The organism is Nostoc sp., assembly GCF_036917555.1.
GTDB lineage: Bacteria > Cyanobacteriota > Cyanobacteriia > Cyanobacteriales > Nostocaceae > Nostoc.
In genome coordinates, this window is sequence record NZ_JBALDD010000023.1 from 210,215 (window position 1) to 228,359 (window position 18,145).

General features: G+C 41.4%; 19 protein-coding genes and 1 pseudogene. 9 read left to right on the forward strand and 11 right to left on the reverse strand.

Annotated features, from left to right (window positions below; all coding sequences use genetic code 11):
• Nucleotides 1–131: 131 nt before the first annotated feature.
• Complete coding sequence (locus tag V7K60_RS09490; RefSeq protein WP_334924907.1) at nucleotides 132–521, reverse strand: hypothetical protein; 390 nt, start codon at nucleotides 519–521, stop codon at nucleotides 132–134.
• Between the two features lie 17 nt (nucleotides 522–538).
• Nucleotides 539–877: a 2Fe-2S iron-sulfur cluster-binding protein gene (locus V7K60_RS09495; protein ID WP_334924909.1), complete on the reverse strand. Its 339-nt coding sequence runs from the start codon at nucleotides 875–877 to the stop codon at nucleotides 539–541.
• Between the two features lie 75 nt (nucleotides 878–952).
• Here V7K60_RS09495 and cimA point away from each other — a divergent pair, with 75 nt between their 5' ends.
• Nucleotides 953–2,689: a citramalate synthase gene (cimA, locus tag V7K60_RS09500; RefSeq protein WP_334924911.1), complete on the forward strand. Its 1,737-nt coding sequence runs from the start codon at nucleotides 953–955 to the stop codon at nucleotides 2,687–2,689.
• 40 nt (nucleotides 2,690–2,729) lie between these two features.
• A complete protein-coding gene (locus V7K60_RS09505) occupies nucleotides 2,730–2,885 on the forward strand; it encodes a hypothetical protein (RefSeq protein ID WP_334924913.1) in 156 nt (51 codons plus the stop codon).
• Between the two features lie 86 nt (nucleotides 2,886–2,971).
• On the opposite strand, the gene V7K60_RS09510 is transcribed toward V7K60_RS09505, so the two are convergent.
• Nucleotides 2,972–3,286, reverse strand: coding sequence for a hypothetical protein (locus V7K60_RS09510; protein WP_334924915.1), 315 nt, complete (start codon nucleotides 3,284–3,286; stop codon nucleotides 2,972–2,974).
• Nucleotides 3,249–4,127, reverse strand: coding sequence for a M48 family metallopeptidase (locus tag V7K60_RS09515; protein ID WP_322729311.1), 879 nt, complete (start codon nucleotides 4,125–4,127; stop codon nucleotides 3,249–3,251). The genes V7K60_RS09510 and V7K60_RS09515 overlap by 38 nt, the downstream gene beginning before the upstream one ends.
• Nucleotides 4,128–4,402: 275 nt before the next feature.
• On the opposite strand from V7K60_RS09515, the pseudogene V7K60_RS09520 reads away from it, so the two are divergent.
• Nucleotides 4,403–5,648 (forward strand): annotated as a pseudogene (locus V7K60_RS09520) (acetate kinase).
• Nucleotides 5,649–5,760: 112 nt separating this feature from the next.
• On the opposite strand, the gene V7K60_RS09525 reads toward V7K60_RS09520, so the two are convergent.
• The 3 genes from V7K60_RS09525 to V7K60_RS09535 all read right to left on the reverse strand — a co-directional run bounded on the left by V7K60_RS09525 (nucleotide 5,761) and on the right by V7K60_RS09535 (nucleotide 8,139).
• Entirely contained in the window at nucleotides 5,761–6,699 is a 939-nt protein-coding gene (locus V7K60_RS09525) for a hypothetical protein (RefSeq protein ID WP_334924919.1), read from the reverse strand.
• A complete protein-coding gene (locus V7K60_RS09530) occupies nucleotides 6,696–7,526 on the reverse strand; it encodes a hypothetical protein (protein WP_334924921.1) in 831 nt (276 codons plus the stop codon). Before V7K60_RS09530 ends, V7K60_RS09525 begins: the two co-directional genes overlap by 4 nt.
• 103 nt (nucleotides 7,527–7,629) lie before the next feature.
• Nucleotides 7,630–8,139 carry a hypothetical protein gene (locus tag V7K60_RS09535; protein WP_334924923.1) on the reverse strand — a complete coding sequence of 170 codons (510 nt, stop codon included), beginning with the start codon at nucleotides 8,137–8,139 and terminating at the stop codon, nucleotides 7,630–7,632.
• Between the two features lie 529 nt (nucleotides 8,140–8,668).
• On the opposite strand from V7K60_RS09535, the gene V7K60_RS09540 reads away from it, so the two are divergent.
• The 4 genes from V7K60_RS09540 to ftsH3 all read left to right on the forward strand — a co-directional run bounded on the left by V7K60_RS09540 (nucleotide 8,669) and on the right by ftsH3 (nucleotide 12,738).
• Nucleotides 8,669–9,454 carry a hypothetical protein gene (locus tag V7K60_RS09540; protein ID WP_334924925.1) on the forward strand — a complete coding sequence of 262 codons (786 nt, stop codon included), beginning with the start codon at nucleotides 8,669–8,671 and terminating at the stop codon, nucleotides 9,452–9,454.
• 97 nt (nucleotides 9,455–9,551) lie between these two features.
• A complete protein-coding gene (locus tag V7K60_RS09545) occupies nucleotides 9,552–9,971 on the forward strand; it encodes a GNAT family N-acetyltransferase (RefSeq protein ID WP_334924926.1) in 420 nt (139 codons plus the stop codon).
• A 17-nt stretch (nucleotides 9,972–9,988) separates the two neighbouring features.
• Nucleotides 9,989–10,783 (forward strand): aminotransferase class IV, encoded by a 795-nt coding sequence (locus V7K60_RS09550; RefSeq protein WP_334924928.1) that lies wholly within the window; start codon nucleotides 9,989–9,991, stop codon nucleotides 10,781–10,783.
• A gap of 113 nt (nucleotides 10,784–10,896) precedes the next feature.
• Nucleotides 10,897–12,738 carry an ATP-dependent zinc metalloprotease FtsH3 gene (ftsH3, locus tag V7K60_RS09555; protein WP_334924929.1) on the forward strand — a complete coding sequence of 614 codons (1,842 nt, stop codon included), beginning with the start codon at nucleotides 10,897–10,899 and terminating at the stop codon, nucleotides 12,736–12,738.
• A gap of 517 nt (nucleotides 12,739–13,255) precedes the next feature.
• Here the strand turns inward: ftsH3 and V7K60_RS09560 are convergent.
• Nucleotides 13,256–13,474, reverse strand: coding sequence for a hypothetical protein (locus tag V7K60_RS09560; RefSeq protein ID WP_094350008.1), 219 nt, complete (start codon nucleotides 13,472–13,474; stop codon nucleotides 13,256–13,258).
• Between the two features lie 684 nt (nucleotides 13,475–14,158).
• The gene (locus V7K60_RS09565; RefSeq protein WP_334924931.1) at nucleotides 14,159–14,935 is read right to left on the reverse strand and encodes an ABC transporter permease; all 777 of its coding nucleotides are present in this window, start codon (nucleotides 14,933–14,935) and stop codon (nucleotides 14,159–14,161) included.
• A 436-nt stretch (nucleotides 14,936–15,371) separates the two neighbouring features.
• Here V7K60_RS09565 and V7K60_RS09570 point away from each other — a divergent pair, with 436 nt between their 5' ends.
• A complete protein-coding gene (locus V7K60_RS09570) occupies nucleotides 15,372–16,520 on the forward strand; it encodes a DegT/DnrJ/EryC1/StrS family aminotransferase (protein WP_334924933.1) in 1,149 nt (382 codons plus the stop codon).
• A gap of 79 nt (nucleotides 16,521–16,599) precedes the next feature.
• Here V7K60_RS09570 and V7K60_RS09575 read toward each other — a convergent pair whose 3' ends face one another.
• Nucleotides 16,600–17,343 (reverse strand): DUF561 domain-containing protein, encoded by a 744-nt coding sequence (locus V7K60_RS09575; RefSeq protein WP_334924935.1) that lies wholly within the window; start codon nucleotides 17,341–17,343, stop codon nucleotides 16,600–16,602.
• On the opposite strand from V7K60_RS09575, the gene V7K60_RS09580 reads away from it, so the two are divergent.
• Complete coding sequence (locus tag V7K60_RS09580) at nucleotides 17,327–17,497, forward strand: hypothetical protein (protein ID WP_334924936.1); 171 nt, start codon at nucleotides 17,327–17,329, stop codon at nucleotides 17,495–17,497. The genes V7K60_RS09575 and V7K60_RS09580 overlap by 17 nt on opposite strands.
• A 47-nt stretch (nucleotides 17,498–17,544) precedes the next feature.
• Here the strand turns inward: V7K60_RS09580 and V7K60_RS09585 are convergent, their stop codons facing one another.
• Nucleotides 17,545–18,087 (reverse strand): Uma2 family endonuclease, encoded by a 543-nt coding sequence (locus tag V7K60_RS09585; RefSeq protein WP_334924938.1) that lies wholly within the window; start codon nucleotides 18,085–18,087, stop codon nucleotides 17,545–17,547.
• Nucleotides 18,088–18,145: the final 58 nt, after the last annotated feature.

An 18,145-nucleotide genomic window follows, 5' to 3' on the forward strand; every position in this document is an offset into this window, starting at 1 on the left:
AGTCATTAGTCATTAGTCATTAGTCATTAGTCATCTATCATTAGCTATTTATCATTAGTACATAACTAATAACTCATAACTTATAACTTATAACTTGCAACTAAAGACGCGTCTGAAGACGGATCTGCTCGTTACCACAAGGCGCGAATTGGTTCGTTACCTTGATTTGTATTGCTAGATGGTGTGCTTGTTTCGGAAGAATCTGTATTGCCGTCCGTTGTACTGTCAGTTGAGTCATCAGCAGAATTCTGGGCAACGTTACTCCTGTTGTCAGGTCTTGGGGCTACAATAGTGCGCCTGTTTTGATTTGTTTGAGTTGTTTCGTTTCCTTCTGTTGCAGTTTCTTCATTCTTGCTGCCAGCACTGCTATTAACATTGATATTAGCTGGCAGGACTTCTGATTTCTTGTCACTGGGAGCGTTAGCAGTTTGTACGCCCATCGGAAAGTTGATGCCCAGTAATGTACCAAGCAGAATGGCTAAACCTCCAGCCATTAAAATTAAGGGTGTCCATCTACCCATCTTGTCTTAACTCCTTTTTAACCTTTTGGTGTCCACACTATTCGAGAACCTTGTCCCCAAAATCCATCAAACTTTGTCACTTTCACATCGCCTAAAACCTGAGTTTGACAGGCTAAACGTAAGTCTGTTGTAGGAGAATGGGGAGGAAGCGAACGCCGTGCTCGATCGCGCCAATTCGCTGCTGATACTTTGCCCTCTACCTTAACCGTACAGGTACCGCAACTGCCAATGCCCCGACAGTTTATCACCTTAGCACCGTCATTGTAGAGAGCAATACTATTTTGCAGCAAAATCTTGCGGAGATTGCTTCCATGCTCGCAATCAATTGTTTTACCTTCAGCTAGTACTTTAGGCATTTTTAAATTGCCAAACTGGCTTTTTGTTGTATATTGACACATTGCCTCGAAAGTTGTCTCGTCAGTCCCAGTTTTATGACCACAAATTCTTCACCTCAACTTTGGCTCTATGACACTACATTACGGGATGGCACTCAGCGCGAGGGGCTATCTGTATCGATAGAAGATAAGTTACGCATTGCCCGTAGACTCGATCAACTGGGTATTCCTTTTATTGAAGGTGGTTGGCCTGGTGCCAATCCCAAGGATGTACAATTTTTCTGGCAACTTCAAGAAGATCCGCTTAAACAAGCTGAAATTGTCGCTTTTTGTTCGACTCGACGCCCCAACTCCACTGCCGCCACTGAACCGATGTTACAGGATATTTTGGCTGCGGGAACTCGCTGGGTAACAATTTTTGGCAAGTCTTGGGATTTACATGTGACAACAGGACTCAAGACGACATTAGAAGAAAATTTGGCGATGATTCGTGACACAATTGAGTACCTCCGTTCTCAAGGTCGTCGCATTATCTACGATGCCGAACATTGGTTTGATGGCTATAAGCACAATCGAGATTATGCTTTACAGACATTAGAGGCTGCGATCGCATCTGGTGCAGAATGGCTAGTCCTCTGTGATACCAATGGTGGCACTTTACCCCACGAAATTAGCCAAATTGTTCAAGATGTCATTAGTCATTTGTCATTTGTCACTTGTACTGAGCGAAGTCGAAGTATTTGTCAAGAACCAATGACTGAGGACATAGACGCGCTAGCGGCTACTCTTCGAGAACGCCAAGGGCGAACCCGCAGGGTAGGACAAAGGACAATGCCCCAAATTGGAATTCATACTCATAACGATTCGGAAATGGCGGTTGCTAACGCAATAGCCGCCGTGATGGCAGGGGCAAAGATGGTACAGGGCACAATTAATGGTTACGGTGAACGTTGCGGTAATGCCAACCTCTGTTCGTTAATTCCCAATTTACAACTGAAGGCGGGTTACAGTTGTATCACAGAAGACCAGCTCACACAACTTACAGAAGCTAGTCGTTTTGTGAGTGAAGTGGTCAACCTTGCGCCAGATGAACACGCTCCCTTTGTGGGACGTTCGGCTTTTGCCCACAAGGGCGGTATTCATGTATCAGCAGTGGAACGTAATCCCCTGACTTACGAACACATTCAGCCGGAACAAGTCGGGAATCGTCGCCGCATTGTGATTTCGGAACAGTCTGGACTCAGCAATGTTTTAGCCAAAGCCCGCAGTTTTGGGATTGAATTGGATCAGCAAAAGGCAGAGGCTAGAGAAATTCTCCAACGCCTCAAAGATTTGGAGAGCGAAGGATTTCAATTTGAAGCAGCAGAGGCCAGTTTTGTGCTGTTGATGCACGAAGCTTTGGGAGACCGCCAGAAGTTTTTTGAAGTCAAAGGTTTTCAAGTCCACTGCGACTTGATTGAGGGGAAAGAAACTAGCAATTCTTTAGCTACAGTCAAAGTCGCTGTTGACGGGAAAAATATTTTGGAGGCGGCGGAAGGTAACGGCCCTGTGGCAGCTTTGGATGCAGCTTTACGCAAGGCTTTGGTGAACTTTTATCCCCAAATTGCAACTTTTGATTTGACAGATTACAAAGTGCGGATTCTCAACGGACATACGGGCACTGCGGCAAAAACCCGTGTGTTGGTAGAATCAGGCAATGGTCGTCAACGCTGGACGACAGTAGGGGTTTCTACTAATATTTTGGCGGCTTCCTATCAAGCGGTAGTAGAGGGTTTAGAATACGGTTTGTTGTTACATTCCCAAGCAGAAGCAGCTTTAAAAGCTTCTAGTTGACAAAAGGGATATGTTGTGTAGGTAAAATTTGCGTTTTTCGATGACAAGAGGAAGCGATCGCCAAAATGCGATCGCTTCTTATACCAATTCAATTAATGATTGCAACACATACTTGGGTAGAGACACGATTCATCGCGTCTCTACAAATGGTCTATTTATCGCATTCTTTTTTCAAATTGGTATTTCGATCTATTAACACTTTTGTACTTACAGCAGATTGCAACTTGGTGAGGTACCTAACTTTTCACGTTATGTGGAAAAGTCCATCAAAAACCTAACCCCCTAACCCCCAACCTGTGGCGGGAAGGGGGAAAATTCAAAGTCTCTGACGCCACGTGCTTCTCCTGTCAAAGACGCTACGCGAACAAGTCGGCAGAGCGCAAGGGCGCAGTGGCTCCTCCTTTTAGGAGAGAGAAATAGAAGTGAGGTTTTCCAGATGCCGTGAAAAGTCAGGGTGAGGTACAGATAATCGTAAGGAACATGGCTGTGCCCCGACTGATGTACTTCATTTACCTGAAATACGGTGTATGTAGCGAAAAAGCGGTTGTAAATAGTAGCTCTACCAATTGCGCCATCCACCTTTGGGTGCAACTTCATTATTAGTAGACTTCAGTCCGTGACTTTGCAACAGAGTTTGATATTCTGTGCTACTTGCCCAACGGTCAATTTCTCGTGCCCGCAGTACTGGCACTGGATGCGTTAATTGGGCTGTACGGGCAGCTTTAACCATTTCACCCAGTTCTGTCTTGCTAATATCATCGTAAGCGCGGGCTTGGGCAACAAAGGCATCGAGATTCAGTTGGGGCGCTAAGGTGGGAGAACCACCTGCCAACTTCATCAACACCGACATGACCACTTTCGGGTCTTGGGTTGCTAGTAATGCAGCGCGATCGCAAGTAAACTCAGCACAACGTACCCATTCCAAAAGTTGCGCCTGTATGGCTTGAGCAACAAAAGTACCGACATTGGGCACAATCGCCGCAGCTAATATTAGTAAATTTACAGGTGTCAAGTAAACGCTATGGTCACACTTGAGATGACCCAACTCATGGGCGATTACTGCCTGTATTTCCTCTGGTGTGAGAATATCAATCAAAGAAGTGTGTAGCACAACAAAAGGCTGCTTACCTCGCACAGCAAAAGTATAAGCGTTGGGAGCCGGATGTTGCCGGACGTACAACTGGGGAGGATCTATATCCAGGATTTTACAGGCATCTAACAACAGTTTGTATAAATCAGGCAGTTGCTTTTCACCCACCAAAATGCTAGAGGCAATATTTTCCACATAGAAAACCTGCTCTGCCATTGGCCCAAGCCAATTTCGCACCAACATATCTATGCCTGGTATCTGCTTGAGCGCTCTGGTAGCTTCCAGGTCTAATGGATGACGAAATGAGTCAGCTTTTAAACCAATCAGCGGGGTTTTGAAGAAAGACATAGTGCAACAAGCTATAAAAAAACACAACTATGGAATCTGGCTGGATAGATAAACAGCCTCCCACAGTTAGTATAACGATTTCAGTAGGGGGTTTCCTTTCTTGCATACTCTTAAAACCCTTATCCATTGTTGAGAAAACTACTGTTAATGTGTCAGCTTACATTGTTAATGCGTTCCCCTGCATTAAAAACGCTACACTTTTACGCAAAACTGTACTAAGCATGAAGCCAGATTTAGTGGCACATCAAAGGAGGTGATGTTTTTCTGTTGTCACTATGAAGATATTGGTACTGAATGCCGGATCGAGCAGCCAAAAGAGTTGTCTATATGAAATTGCAAATGAAACTCTGCCCACCCAAGCACCCCAACCTCTTTGGTTCGGGAAAATCAACTGGACTCAAGATCGGGGTGTGGCAGAAATTGAGGTGAAAACTGCTACGGGTGGAACGCTGCAAAAATCAATCTCTGGTGATTCACCACAGGCGCACCTCACCTATATGCTCAATACACTTAATCATGATGCTATCAAGGTAATCGATCGCTTGTCAGAAATCGATGTGGTGGGGCATCGGATAGTACATGGTGAAGAAGATTATCGAGATAGTGTGGTCATTACGGAGGATGTCAAAAAGGCGATCGCTGATCTGTCTAACCTGGCTCCAGAACATAATCCAGTGGGTCTAGAAGGCATAGAAGCAATTGAACAAATCTTAAAAGATGTCACTCAAGTAGCAGTCTTTGATACCGGATTTCATGCTACTTTACCCGATGCAGCAGCAATCTATCCCGGCCCATATCAGTGGGTAGAGCAAGGTATTCGTCGCTACGGGTTTCATGGTATCAGTCATCAATACTGTTCTGAACGTGCTGTCCAAATTCTCGGTCGAGATGTTGCATCTGAGCGGTTAATTATTTATCTGTCATCTGGGCAATGGTTGCTCTTTAGCAGCGATTAAAAATGGTCGCAGTATTGATACCACGATGGGATTCACGCCCGTAGAAGGATTGATGATGGGTAATCGTTCTGGTTCAGTCGATCCGGGGATTCTGATTTATCTGTTGCGGCACTGCAATTACTCTATCGAAAAGTTGGATGAGGTATTAAATAAAGCTTCTGGGTTAAAGGGAATTTCGGGTGTATCTAGCGATATGCGTGAAGTGAGAGAAGCGATGTCTAGGACGGGCTACGCCTACGCTCAAGGTAATTCCCGCGCTCAACTGGCGTGGGATATCTACGTGCATCGCTTGCGTTCTGGTATTGGCGCAATGCTCACTAGTTTGGGCGGATTAGATGCTTTAGTATTCACAGCAGGTGTGGGTGAACACTCTGCGGAAATTCACCAAGCCGCCTGTGAAGCTTTTGGATTTATCGGACTGAAAATAGACCTTGAGAAAAATCAACAGCAGCCTGTGGATGAGGATATTGCTACAGCCGACTCATTAGTACGGATATTAGTTATTCATACTCAAGAAGATTGGGCGATCGCCGGGCAGTGTTGGCAGTTATTGAAACGTAATTAGAAAGTCTGATTTAATTTGGGTAAGATTGTTTTAATATTTCAGCTAACCTAATCTTTGTCTGAAAATAGTCTTTCACAAAAAAATATCTTTTTCAATGCCTCATACCCGATTTTCAAGCTAGTAACCAACGCATAAAGCCTTTACCAATTTGCCATACTATAAAACTAAAAAACCATTGTAATAATGGCCCAATTAGTGACAAAAACAGCAAAAATAAGAAATCAGTGGGAGTAAAAATAAAAATACTAGAAGTGACACAACTTAGTCCCCATGCCAGCCAATTCCGATATTGAGAATGAATAGAAGTCCATCTGGGAAGTTGATTAACAAGCCAATGGCGAATAGTAGCAAATACAAAAGATGTTACTAGCCCAACAAGTATTGATAGTGAAAGTGCTAAATGTAATTTCCAAGTGAAAAAAGCAGCAGGGAAAAGTGAAGCTAGTTCCCAAGCTAATAAATTTAATTTAGTCTGAAGATAACTTAGTATTTTTTCAATAAGCCAATAATGTATATAAACAATATTTAAACACTCAGTATTTTGGATAAAACTACTCCTGACTTTGTGAAGTATGTCACCATAAAATAAGATATTACTTTGTAAAACAATATCTTCTTCTTTCCACAAATGTAAAGTTGATGTATCTTCTCGATAATACAAATTAAAAGTAAGTCCGGACTGTAACGTTGATTTATTTTGTAATGATTTACTCCAAACTAATTTGATAAAACTTACTATAAAAGTGTCGTCAAAAATTTTTAAGTTTTTAAAGTTTTTTTTAGCAACTCCTAACTTTTGGTATTGCATAAAATTATCACTAAAGCAGTTGTAATACAAAAGATAAGCTATTAATTTCGGCGGAATGTACACAGAGCAGCCTATTTTTCGCGCTTCCTCAATTTGTTTTAAAACTGCCTTATTTAGATAAAAAGCATACTGTCCTGGCTCAACCTTAATTTCAAGTTCAATTGGAGTGCCTTGAGGTATTTGCACAAAAAAAGAGAGTTGAACATCAGCTTCACGATCTGTGTGTATTTTATCAGCGTTCATTGTCGGGATAATTTTGCGATATTTTGTATAATACCAATCAGAAAATCTAGTGTTCCACGCCACTGTTTCTCTCCAGCAACTACCCCTTCATTATGTATTTTTAGGATTAAATCTCTATCCCCTTCAGATAATTGAAATAGCTTTTTATGGTAACGACTAATAATATCTCCATCTAACTGCATAACAGTTTGAGCATAAATAATATCAATATCTACACTGGTAATGTTGTCACTATTAAGTGCCGCTTTTAGTTCAGACATTTTCCGCAGTGTACGAATAAATTTATCATTATTCAAAAGTTCTTCAATCTCTTGCCACCTTTGCCGCAATTTTTTTGGATTATTATCTTCTTGATCTGCAACAGGAGTTGGAGCAGGCAGTATTGGTCGAGCTAACTTTATGTATACCTCATCAGTTGGAACAATATTTGCTTTATGTTCTACCTGATATTTAAGACGCTCCTGATATTGTATGATTCTAGAGTCTGGCTCACTAGTCTCAGTACTTTGTTCAAGGAGAATATAAAAATATTCTCTTTCAAGTTGTGAAAATAGACTTGTATAACGCTTGCGTAGCTCTTGAGCTTGAGTTTTTTCTGGCTCTATTAAATCGTCTGGATTTGGAATTCCTTTGCTATCAAAGTAGTCTTTGTCATTTATTGAATAAATCTCTTCATACGCTTGCCAAGCGTTAAACTTTGCGCCAGTAATTTGGTCTACAACCATTGTATTTACTTCTAAAGCTGTAATATCATCAACTAATCCATGTACAGATGAAACTACTTTTTCTAGCAAATCTTTGGCTTGTTCTTGAATTTTGTTAGGCATAGTTATAATTTCCTTGATTTCTCTAAAGCAAATTAACCTACAGGTTAAGATAAGCTCATATCCTGTAAGTATTTTTGGGTTAATATCAATTAATAAATATCAACTACTGGGGACGAGATAGCGATTGTTGTGAAGTTTTACGAGATTTCATAATTTCTATAAAAAATCCATACAATTTCTGCAAACTTTCTATATTTTTTTGCATAATCTCCCGACTTTCTTTGATTTGAGTTAGATGAAATTCGCGAAGTTCTGTATATGGGCCACTACCAACAAATTGACTACCAACTTCATTATTTATATCACCATCAATTAGATTGATTATAGTGTGCATTCGATTACCTGTTTGAGCAATTTGCTGCCCTTGTGGTTGTTCTAACTGAGTAGATGATTCTGGAACCCAAGTGGTAATTTCTAGCTCGACAACTTCAACTATTGCTGTTTGAATAGCATCAATAATTTCATCAATATTGAATCCTTCTCCCTTACTATTCAGCTTTTTAACTTTTATTTTAAATTCACTACTTGGTTTGCTATATTGACTATTACTTTCCCCATTTTCTATGGCTTGACCATTAATTTCTGTGTTTTCGTTAAGAGTATTATTCACCATGATGTTTTAGAGGTTACAGATAGATTTAAATATAAACAAGATACAACTATAGGTTATGTCAAAAATTTTAAGGCTTTTACTAAAGAAAAGTAATTAAAGTCAAAACAACTTAATATTTTAAGAAATTTTTACTAAAAAAATTTATGATTTCCAAAAGCCAAATTTATCTTAGAAAAAGAATAATACCATTTTAGATTTTGGAAGAACTGCGTTGCAGTGCATCCAGCACTGCCGTAGGGTTTCCCCATTGTCCTAAGTAGCATGATTCTGAAATAATTATTTAATTAGCTTTTGGGCGTTTCGTTCCAATCGGCATAAATTAGATATTACTTTTATACAAATAACACCCAAATATATCTCAGAGCAAAGATAAATTAAAGTATCAATAGGCACTATGTAATAAAATTAGTTTATTTGAGTCAACTTTTTTTATCTTACTTAGCAAAGCTAAGACGCACAAGTAGGCCTGACTTTTCTTATACCACTATGTATACAATGATATGACTGCGATCATAAAGCCAAGGAAAATATGTTGTTATCTCGTCAAGCTTTTGCTACACCTTTTGTAATTTCTATGTGTATTTTAGGAGTTGGCTTGATTCAATTCCCCCAATTGCAAAAACTAATAAATAGAAAACAATCTGCCTCTTTGAAAACTCTAGAAAAAGAAATAAAATCTGAAGATAGCCGTCTTAATTTTCTCGAAAAAATGCCTAGCTTTGGTTATGATAACTTCATTGCAGATTTGGTATATCTCAATTTTCTCCAATATTTTGGAGATGATGAAGTTCGGGATAAAACAGGTTACAGTTTAAGTCCAGAATATTTTAAAGTTATTCTAAAACGCGATCCGCGATTTTTAGCAGCGTATCGCAGTCTTTCGATTAGTACTTCATTGTATGCTGGTATGCCAGAACGTGCGATCGCACTATCAGAGAAAGGCTTAAAATCAATATCTCCGTCAGTTCCCCAAAAGTCTTATTATATATGGCGTTTTAAAGGAGTTGATGAGTTATTATTTTTAGGCAACGCTCAAGCTGCCCAACAGTCTTTTGCAACGGCGGCAAACTGGGCAAGTAAATTTTCAGATCCAGAAAGTCAGCTTATAGCTAATACTTCCCAAAGAACTGCTAAATTTCTGAGTCTAAATCCTAACAGTAAATATGCTCAAATTTCTACATGGTCAATGGTTTTAAATAATCATGCTGATGAAAGAACTCAGAAACGCGCAATTAAGGAAATCGAAGCCTTGGGAGGAAAAATAGTTATAACTCCTGAAGGTAATTATAAAATTATATTTCCCCCTAAAGATTAAATTATTATTTATTATGAGTTGCTGCAAGTGCAGTAGAGAATTATATTCACCTAATTAGTTTCAAATTTCTCACGCATGATTGAGTAAGGTAATAGCGATGTCAATACAATTGGCAGAATCTGACTTTCAAATATTAGGGTGTTTTCCTGTTATCTCTCAGTTGCGCCCTCACCTTGAGCAGACTAGGTTTGTAGAACAAGTTCGATATCAAATGAAAGAAGGATATCAACTTGCATTCTTGGAAGTAGGAAAGCAAGCTGTAGCAGTCGCTGGATTTCGCATTTCTAATTGTTTAGCATCGGGAAAGCTTTTATACATTGATGATTTAGTTGTTGATGAGTTGAAGCGGTCACACAGCTATGGTCAACAGTTATTTCAGTGGCTAATTGAATATGCCAGAAATCATGACTGTAAACACCTGAGTCTGGATTCTAGTGTTCAGCGATTTGCAGCCCACAGGTTTTATCTCATGCAGCGTATGAGCATCACAAGTCATCATTTTTCAATGGAGTTGTAGCGATAAGCACTTTGGTTGTGACAAATAGTATTTTCTGGTATGACGGCGAATTAATTCACTCTCAAACCCTAGAATTAAACATTAACGATCCAGGTTTACTTTATGGAGCAACTGTTTTTACAACATTGCGGGTTTATGAGAACTCCCTAGATAGTAATTTAACTAATTGGCAAGCACATTGCGATCGCTTACTTTTCTCATTACAAACTTTTGGCTGGCAGCAACCCGATTGGAACCGTCTGCGTCAAGGCGCTCAAACTCTTCTGGTACACTTTCCTGTTCTCCGAATTACCCTCTTTCCCGATGGACGGGAATGGATAACTGGTAGATTCTTACCACAAAATTTGACAAAAAAACAAAATAATGGTATTTCATGCGCTATTGCCAGTTCAGAATTTTCTCGCTCTCTCCCCTCTCATAAAACTGGAAACTATTTGAGTGCTTGGTTGGCAAAAACTAGCTCAGATGCTCAAGAAGCAATATTAGTCGATGCTCAAGGAAATTGGCTAGAAACCAGTACAGGCAACCTTTGGGGATGGTGCGATCGCAGTTGGTACACGCCACCTTTGACAGCCAGAATTTTGCCAGGAATTATGCGATCGCAACTTATAAACTGGTTGCAAAACCACCACCAGCCAGTGCGAGAAGAAACTTGGAGCGTCGAGTTAGTCCAGAGATTTGAAGCGATCGCCTACACTAATAGTGTGGTAGAAATTATTCCCATTCATACCGTTCATCTGCCTTCAGGGTCGCTACAATGTAATCCCTACCATCATAGTTTTCAGCTAATAAGGGAGCTTTTTTTAGCATGACATCCACGCCAAATTTGTTATATCTTAAGATAAGTTAACATAATTCTTAATAATGACTTTTGCGAGCAGAGAAGCTAGGCGATGGCGCGAAAAATACCGGAGGATAGACCTTAGTGAATAAAAGATGGAGAAATGCAGGGCTGTACGCGTTGCTGTTTATTGTCGTAATTGCGCTGGGAACAGCATTTTTTGACAAACAACCCCAAAGCAGAGAGACATGGCGATATAGTCGCTTTATTCAAGAAGTTCAGCAAGGCAGAGTAGAAAAAGTCAGTTTGAGTGCAGACCGCTCTACAGCACTAGTTACACCCAAATATGACCCAGCTAAACGGATTGTTACCTTAGTCAACGATCCAGATTTGATTAATACTCTGACTTCTAAAGGCGTTGATATTTCTGTTTTGCCCCAAACCGACGAAGGATTTTGGTTTAAGGCACTGAGCAGCTTATTTTTCCCTGTATTGCTTTTGGTTGGCTTATTCTTCTTGCTACGTCGCGCTCAAAGTGGCCCAGGTAGCCAAGCGATGAACTTTGGCAAATCTAAAGCTAGAGTGCAAATGGAACCACAAACTCAGGTGACATTTGGCGATGTTGCTGGTATTGACCAAGCTAAGTTGGAATTAAACGAAGTCGTAGACTTTCTGAAAAACGCCGATCGCTTTACCGCCGTTGGTGCAAAAATTCCTAAAGGTGTGCTATTAGTTGGCCCTCCTGGTACAGGTAAAACTCTCCTAGCTCGTGCTGTAGCTGGTGAAGCAGGTGTACCCTTCTTCTCAATCTCCGGTTCGGAATTTGTGGAAATGTTCGTCGGTGTGGGTGCATCCCGCGTCCGCGATTTATTTGAACAAGCTAAAACCAATGCTCCTTGTATCGTCTTCATCGATGAAATTGACGCTGTAGGTCGTCAACGGGGTGCAGGTTTAGGTGGTGGTAACGATGAGCGGGAACAAACCCTCAACCAGCTGCTCACAGAAATGGATGGCTTTGAAGGCAACACTGGCATCATCATTATTGCCGCTACCAACCGTCCTGATGTTCTAGATGCAGCCTTATTGCGTCCTGGTCGCTTTGACCGTCAAGTTGTCGTAGACCGTCCTGATTATGCCGGACGCAGCGAAATCCTCAAGGTACACGCCCGTGGCAAGACCTTGGCGAAAGATGTGGATTTGGATAAAATTGCCCGTCGGACTCCTGGATTTACTGGTGCTGATTTATCCAACCTGTTGAATGAAGCCGCAATTCTGGCAGCACGCCGGAATTTGACTGAAATTTCGATGGATGAAATCAACGACGCGATTGATCGCGTATTAGCTGGGCCAGAGAAGAAAGACCGGGTAATGAGCGAAAAGCGCAAAACCTTGGTGGCATATCACGAAGCTGGTCACGCTTTAGTTGGTGCTTTGATGCCTGACTATGACCCAGTACAAAAGATTAGTATCATTCCTCGTGGTCGCGCAGGTGGTTTAACTTGGTTTACCCCCAGCGAAGACCGGATGGACACTGGTTTGTACAGCCGCGCTTATCTGGAAAATCAGATGGCTGTGGCTTTGGGTGGTCGGCTCGCTGAAGAATTAATCTTTGGTGAAGAAGAAGTTACCACTGGTGCTTCTAATGACCTCCAACAGGTAGCCCGTGTTGCCCGTCAAATGATTACCCGATTTGGGATGAGCGATCGCTTAGGCCCTGTTGCCCTTGGTCGTCAACAAGGTAACATGTTCCTCGGACGCGATATCATGTCAGAGCGCGATTTTTCTGAAGAAACCGCCGCTGCCATTGATGAAGAAGTCCGTAAACTTGTAGATGTAGCCTATACACGCGCTAAAGAAGTGTTAGTAGGCAACCGCCACGTTCTAGATCAGCTAGCACAAATGCTGGTTGATAAAGAAACAGTAGACGCCGAAGAGTTGCAAGAAATTCTCTCGAATAACGATGTGACAACTGCTGCATTTGCTTAATTTAATGAGTAGTTAGGAGTTAGGAGTTAAAAACAAGTCGTAACTTTTAAAAATTGGGGTAATTCTGGGATTTTCCAGAGTTACCCCAATTTTTTTTCTTGGCAAAAGCCCGGCCATGAAGACCGGGCTTTTAATCCGTAATGGGGTTATATTCCCCGGAGGTTCGTTATAGAGTTTCAGTATAAATCGCTTATCTGATAAAGACTACCACCTGAGCATAATCAATTCCGGAAAATTAGAAAAATTTTTTTAGATACACCAAAATCAAATTACTAACGCCGACAGAACGTGCCCAAATGCTGGCACAGAGGTTGTGCAAACTTGGTATAGATCCTGATTTTTCCCGTAAGAACTCGAAATCAGGTAATTCGGAGATTTTACGAATTACCCTAATTGCGATCAATGCAAAAGAATTTATGCATTCTATGGCGCACCCCTTATGGCATCAGATAGATAACTTTCTAAATCTTGATCGGACTAGCGTCAAGAGTGACTCGATACTAATCAGTTAGTTAACTCACACTCTGGATGTGGGTTTCAAAAATAGCCACGCCACAAAGAATGTAGCCGCTGTAAATAGTTGCGTCAAATCCAAAGCAGATAGATAGCCATCTGCAAATGAAGCAATACTGCGATCGGTAATGCCAAATACCCAGGATGACAGGCCAAATAGCCAAATCCCATTCTTGAGATTTCCGACGAATTCTTTAGAGTCTGATCGTTTTTGATCTTTCATAATCTTCTGTTGCGTTGGTGAAGAATCTGGTGATTGATGCTAAATACCTGCCATTAGGAATTTTTTCGGATTCCTGACGCTGAATTTACATTTACTATCTATTAATATTAATAAATATTTCACCTACTTGACATCCTTAACCAAAGGTACATCTCCTTATGATGACATTCCTCTTTTGGTTCTGTTATCTCCGATAGACGGCAATACGTTGAGTTTTCAGCTTTACAGCGTCAGGTTTGAATACTGAAATTAGATTATTTTTAAAAAACCATATAAAGATTTATTTATGCTTTGCATAAAATACTTCATAGGATAGATGCGTTTCCAAAATATTTTTATATTTCAATTGTGTAGAGACTTCAAAGGGGCGCATAGCTAGCTGTGCACCCCTACAAGGAAATGAAATACTTATTTTGGAGTAGATTAATCCCCATTGGTGTCAACTTAAGCTGAAACTCTTTTAAAACCTCGTTTCCAGCCTCTTGCTGGAAATGCTGCTCCTGGCGCCTCTGCCGCCAGCAAGGGAGGTGGAGCCTCTAGGACGGCATTCCCAGTCTCCGACTGGGAACGAGACAATATCTAAAAGCTGGTTCTAGGCTGGATGAAATACTTATTTTGGAGTAGATTAATTCCTTCACCCTACTCAGCACAGGCTAAACCTTAGCTATCCGCTAACAGCACTCTTCATCTCACCAACTGTGCGGCAGAATTAAAAAATTGACGACACAACCCCCTCGTGACTAAAACTGTTGTCAACAAGTTAGCAAAAGCAACCATGAACATAATCAAAATTTCATAGGAGACAGCATCTAGAGGTTTGACACCAGCTAATAACTGTCCGGTGGTAATTCCTGGTATTGCGACCATACCTATGAGTATCATTTGATTGAGAGTAGGAATCAATCCGGCTTTGATGGCGTCTTTGCGATATTGGCTAACTGCTTGCTCTGGAGTTGCACCTAAGCTTAAATGGGTTTCTATTTCGAGATGGCTGGAATTAATGGTGCTGACAAGGCGATCGCCTGCGATCGCAGCTGCATTGGTAGCATTACCTAAGACTATCCCTGCTAGAGGAATTATATACTGTGGTTCGTACCATCTCTCTGGTTGAACGATCAAGAAGTTGATGTAAAACACTGTCACGGCGGTACTAATTAAAATTGCACCCCACACCAAAGGCAACAAATGAGGAATTTTTTGGCTGATGCGATTTCGTGCGACAATCGCCGTAATTGTCAGCATTATTGTTAATAGCGCCAAAACTGCCCAAGCATTGTCTAAAGCCAAGATGAAATCTAAAATGTATCCCAATACAAGAAGTTGTAAGATGGTTCTCCCAGTAGCAAGGGCTAGGTTCAACTCTAATCCTAATTTTTCCCAGGCAGATAAACCAATGGCGATCGCCATCAATCCCACAGCAATAGCTAAATCCACAAAATCCAGCTTGATCAGATCCTGCATGGGTTCTCTATCTCCTGGTATTTTCTTCTCAAAGCAGCCCACACAAGAGGAACTTTGACCAGATGTGTTGGATCTTGGTTGATATATATCACTTTCATCAATTCAAAATTCAAAAATGGTACAACCTTAACATGGCAAACACCTAGTACGGCGGGCGCGGAAATAAACATACCATTTCAAATGCCGCAAGAGCTTGGAATACAATTCTTTTGACTTTTGACTTTTAACTTTTAACTTCCGCCTTGCAGTACTAGTATGTCTACTATCTGTAAATAAAATGTGCAGTGGTTTACTGCACCACAATTTAAGTAAAAACCCTAATAGATGCGTATCTTGGGCGATAGTCTTTTAGTAGCTCCTCTTTGATTAACAATTCAATCAGCAAAAATTGACTGTCGAAGTGCATCCTTTGTATCTTCCGATAAAATGAGAACTCATGATCCAAAGTGTAAATCCCATCCCTGCCTTTGATATTAAGCAGCAATACACCACCATCGAAGCAGAAATAAGTGCAGCCGTCTTAGAGGTTTTAGCTTCCGGCCGCTATATTGGCGGCCCCTTAGTCGAAGGCTTTGAACAACAGTTTGCCGCTTATAATACTGTTACTGAATGTGTGGCTTGTAATTCTGGTACTGATGCGCTCTACTTAGCGTTACGAGTCTTGGACATTGGTGCAGGTGATGAAGTGATTACAACGCCTTTCACCTTTATTGCGACATCTGAAGTGATTAGCGCCGTCGGTGCAAAGCCTGTTTTCGTTGATATTGACGCGACTACATTTAATTTAGATGTGGAGCAAGTCGCAGCGGCGATTACACCTAAAACTAAAGCGATTATCCCAGTTCACCTCTTTGGACAACCTGTGGATATGACATTATTGATGGCGATCGCTCAGTCTCACAATTTGTCAATAATTGAAGATTGCGCTCAGTCTACAGGCGCGATTTGGGCTGATGAAAAAGTAGGAAGTATTGGACATATTGGTTGCTTTAGTTTCTACCCTACCAAAAATCTTGGTGGTTGCGGTGATGGCGGAGCAATAACGACTAATGACCCAGCGATCGCTACTAAATTGCGAATCCTACGAGATCATGGTAGTAAGATTCGATATTTACACGAAGAAATCGGTGTAAATAGCCGATTAGACGCTCTCCAAGCAGCCATTTTGCAGATTAAGCTACGTTATTTAGATATTTGGAATGATCGCCGCCGAGATATTGCCAATTATTACTACCAGTTCCTTAGTCAAGTTTCGGGAATTGTCCCGCCCCAAGAATTACCTGGGGGTATTGGGGTGTGGAATCAATACACTATTCGCATATCTGGCGAAGGGCGAAATGGTGCTAGCGCCAAATACCGAGATTGGGTGCGTAGTCAATTGCAAGAGCAGGGCGTGAGTTCAATGATTTACTATCCCCACCCTTTACATTTGCAACCAGTTTATCAAAGTCTGGGCTATGAAATTGGCGACTTACCAATAGCAGAGCAAGCTTGCCATGAGGTTATATCCTTGCCTATGTTCCCAGAACTGACACAACAGCAGCAAGACCAGGTGATTTATGCGTTGAAAGAAGTTATGAGTTAGGAGTTAGAAGTTAGGAGTTAGAAGTTTTGAATGAATAAGTTTCTTCAACTCCTAACTCATCACTCCTAACTCATCACTCTTAACTCATTACTGCATTTGCAGTCGCTAAGGCTTCTACTAAGCCGCGCACAGCGGCAATCATTGCGACTTCGCTATTGAGTTGGTTGATGGCGGAACCAACACCAACACCAGCAGCACCAGCCGCGATCGCTAATGGTGCGGTAACGTTAGAAATGCCGGAAGCACACAATACTGGCACTGACACTACACGGGAAATCTCAAAAGCTGCTGCCAAGGTGGGAGCAGCTTTTTCAATTAATCCTAGAGTTCCGGGGTGAACTGGGTTACTGCTAGTACCGCCTTCGGTTTGGATAATATCCGCTCCAGCTTTCACCAATTCTTCTGCTAGCTGTACTTGTTGATCTAGTTCCAGGATGTGGGGAACGGTGACAGATAAGGTGATTTCCGGGAGGAGAGCGCGGGTTTGCTTAGTCAGCGCTAGCACTTCTGGAGCTTCAAAGCGGCGTCCTTGAGCATAGAAGGAATCAAAATTCCCGATTTCAATTAAATCAGCACCAGCCGCCACTGCTTGCACAAATTTATCTGGCTCTACTGATGATACACAAATTTGTAGATTTGTCAAATCTTTAGCTAGCTGAACTAAAGCTGGATCGGCGGCAATATCGACAAAAGTAGCACCGCCAAATTCAGCAGCTTTGACGGTAGCAGCGACGCTAGCGGCATCGAAGTTATTCAAACCGCTGATCACTTTTAGAACGCGGCGGTTAGTAAATGCACGTTGAAGTATGGAATGCATCGTCATAGTTTGGCTTTTGAAGCTACGAAAATTAGGTATATTCTACCGTCCCTCAGTTGATGAGAGACTAAATCACTATGGTAGTTGTCAAATATTGATAATTTTATCTTTACCGCCACTAATCAAAGTTTTGCCATCTGTACTGAAAGCGATCGCATAAACTTCTAATTCCATCCATTTATGTCTGTAGGATTTTTTACCACTATCCTAGTCAAACTCTAGAGGCCACAAATCTGCAATTGGTACTTCCCATCCTGGGAGCAGTTCGGGAACTGTTAAAACATCGCCATCACGAAGTATTATTGCCTCTTGTTCAAAGTTGTAGACTTCAACAATCCGTTCATCTGGATTGAGCAAAATTCCTACCTTAGTTCCCAAACTCAGAAATTCTTGAATTTTGGCTCTGAGATCCTCTAAATTATCGCTAGGGGACTTCACCTCCACTGTCAAATCGGGAGCCAATTGAGCAAAAGACTTCGGACTGCGACGCAAGCGTTCGGCTAAAACAAATGAGGCGTCCGGTACGCGCAAATCGGAATTAGGCAACCTGAAACCGGCGCTAGAAGCTGCTGTTCGTCCCAGTTTGCGCGGTCTAACCCAGTTAGATAACTGGGCAATCATCGCAGCTGCAACTTCATCTGATTCGTATCCTGATGGACTCATAACAATAATATTACCCTTGACTAGTTCCATGCGAAAGTCGGGATACTGTTGCTGCATTTGTTCCAAGTCTTCAAGCGTTAGGGACATAAAACCTCTAATCATCACACGCCTTGTATCTATATTAATTATGGAGACAACAGACCTC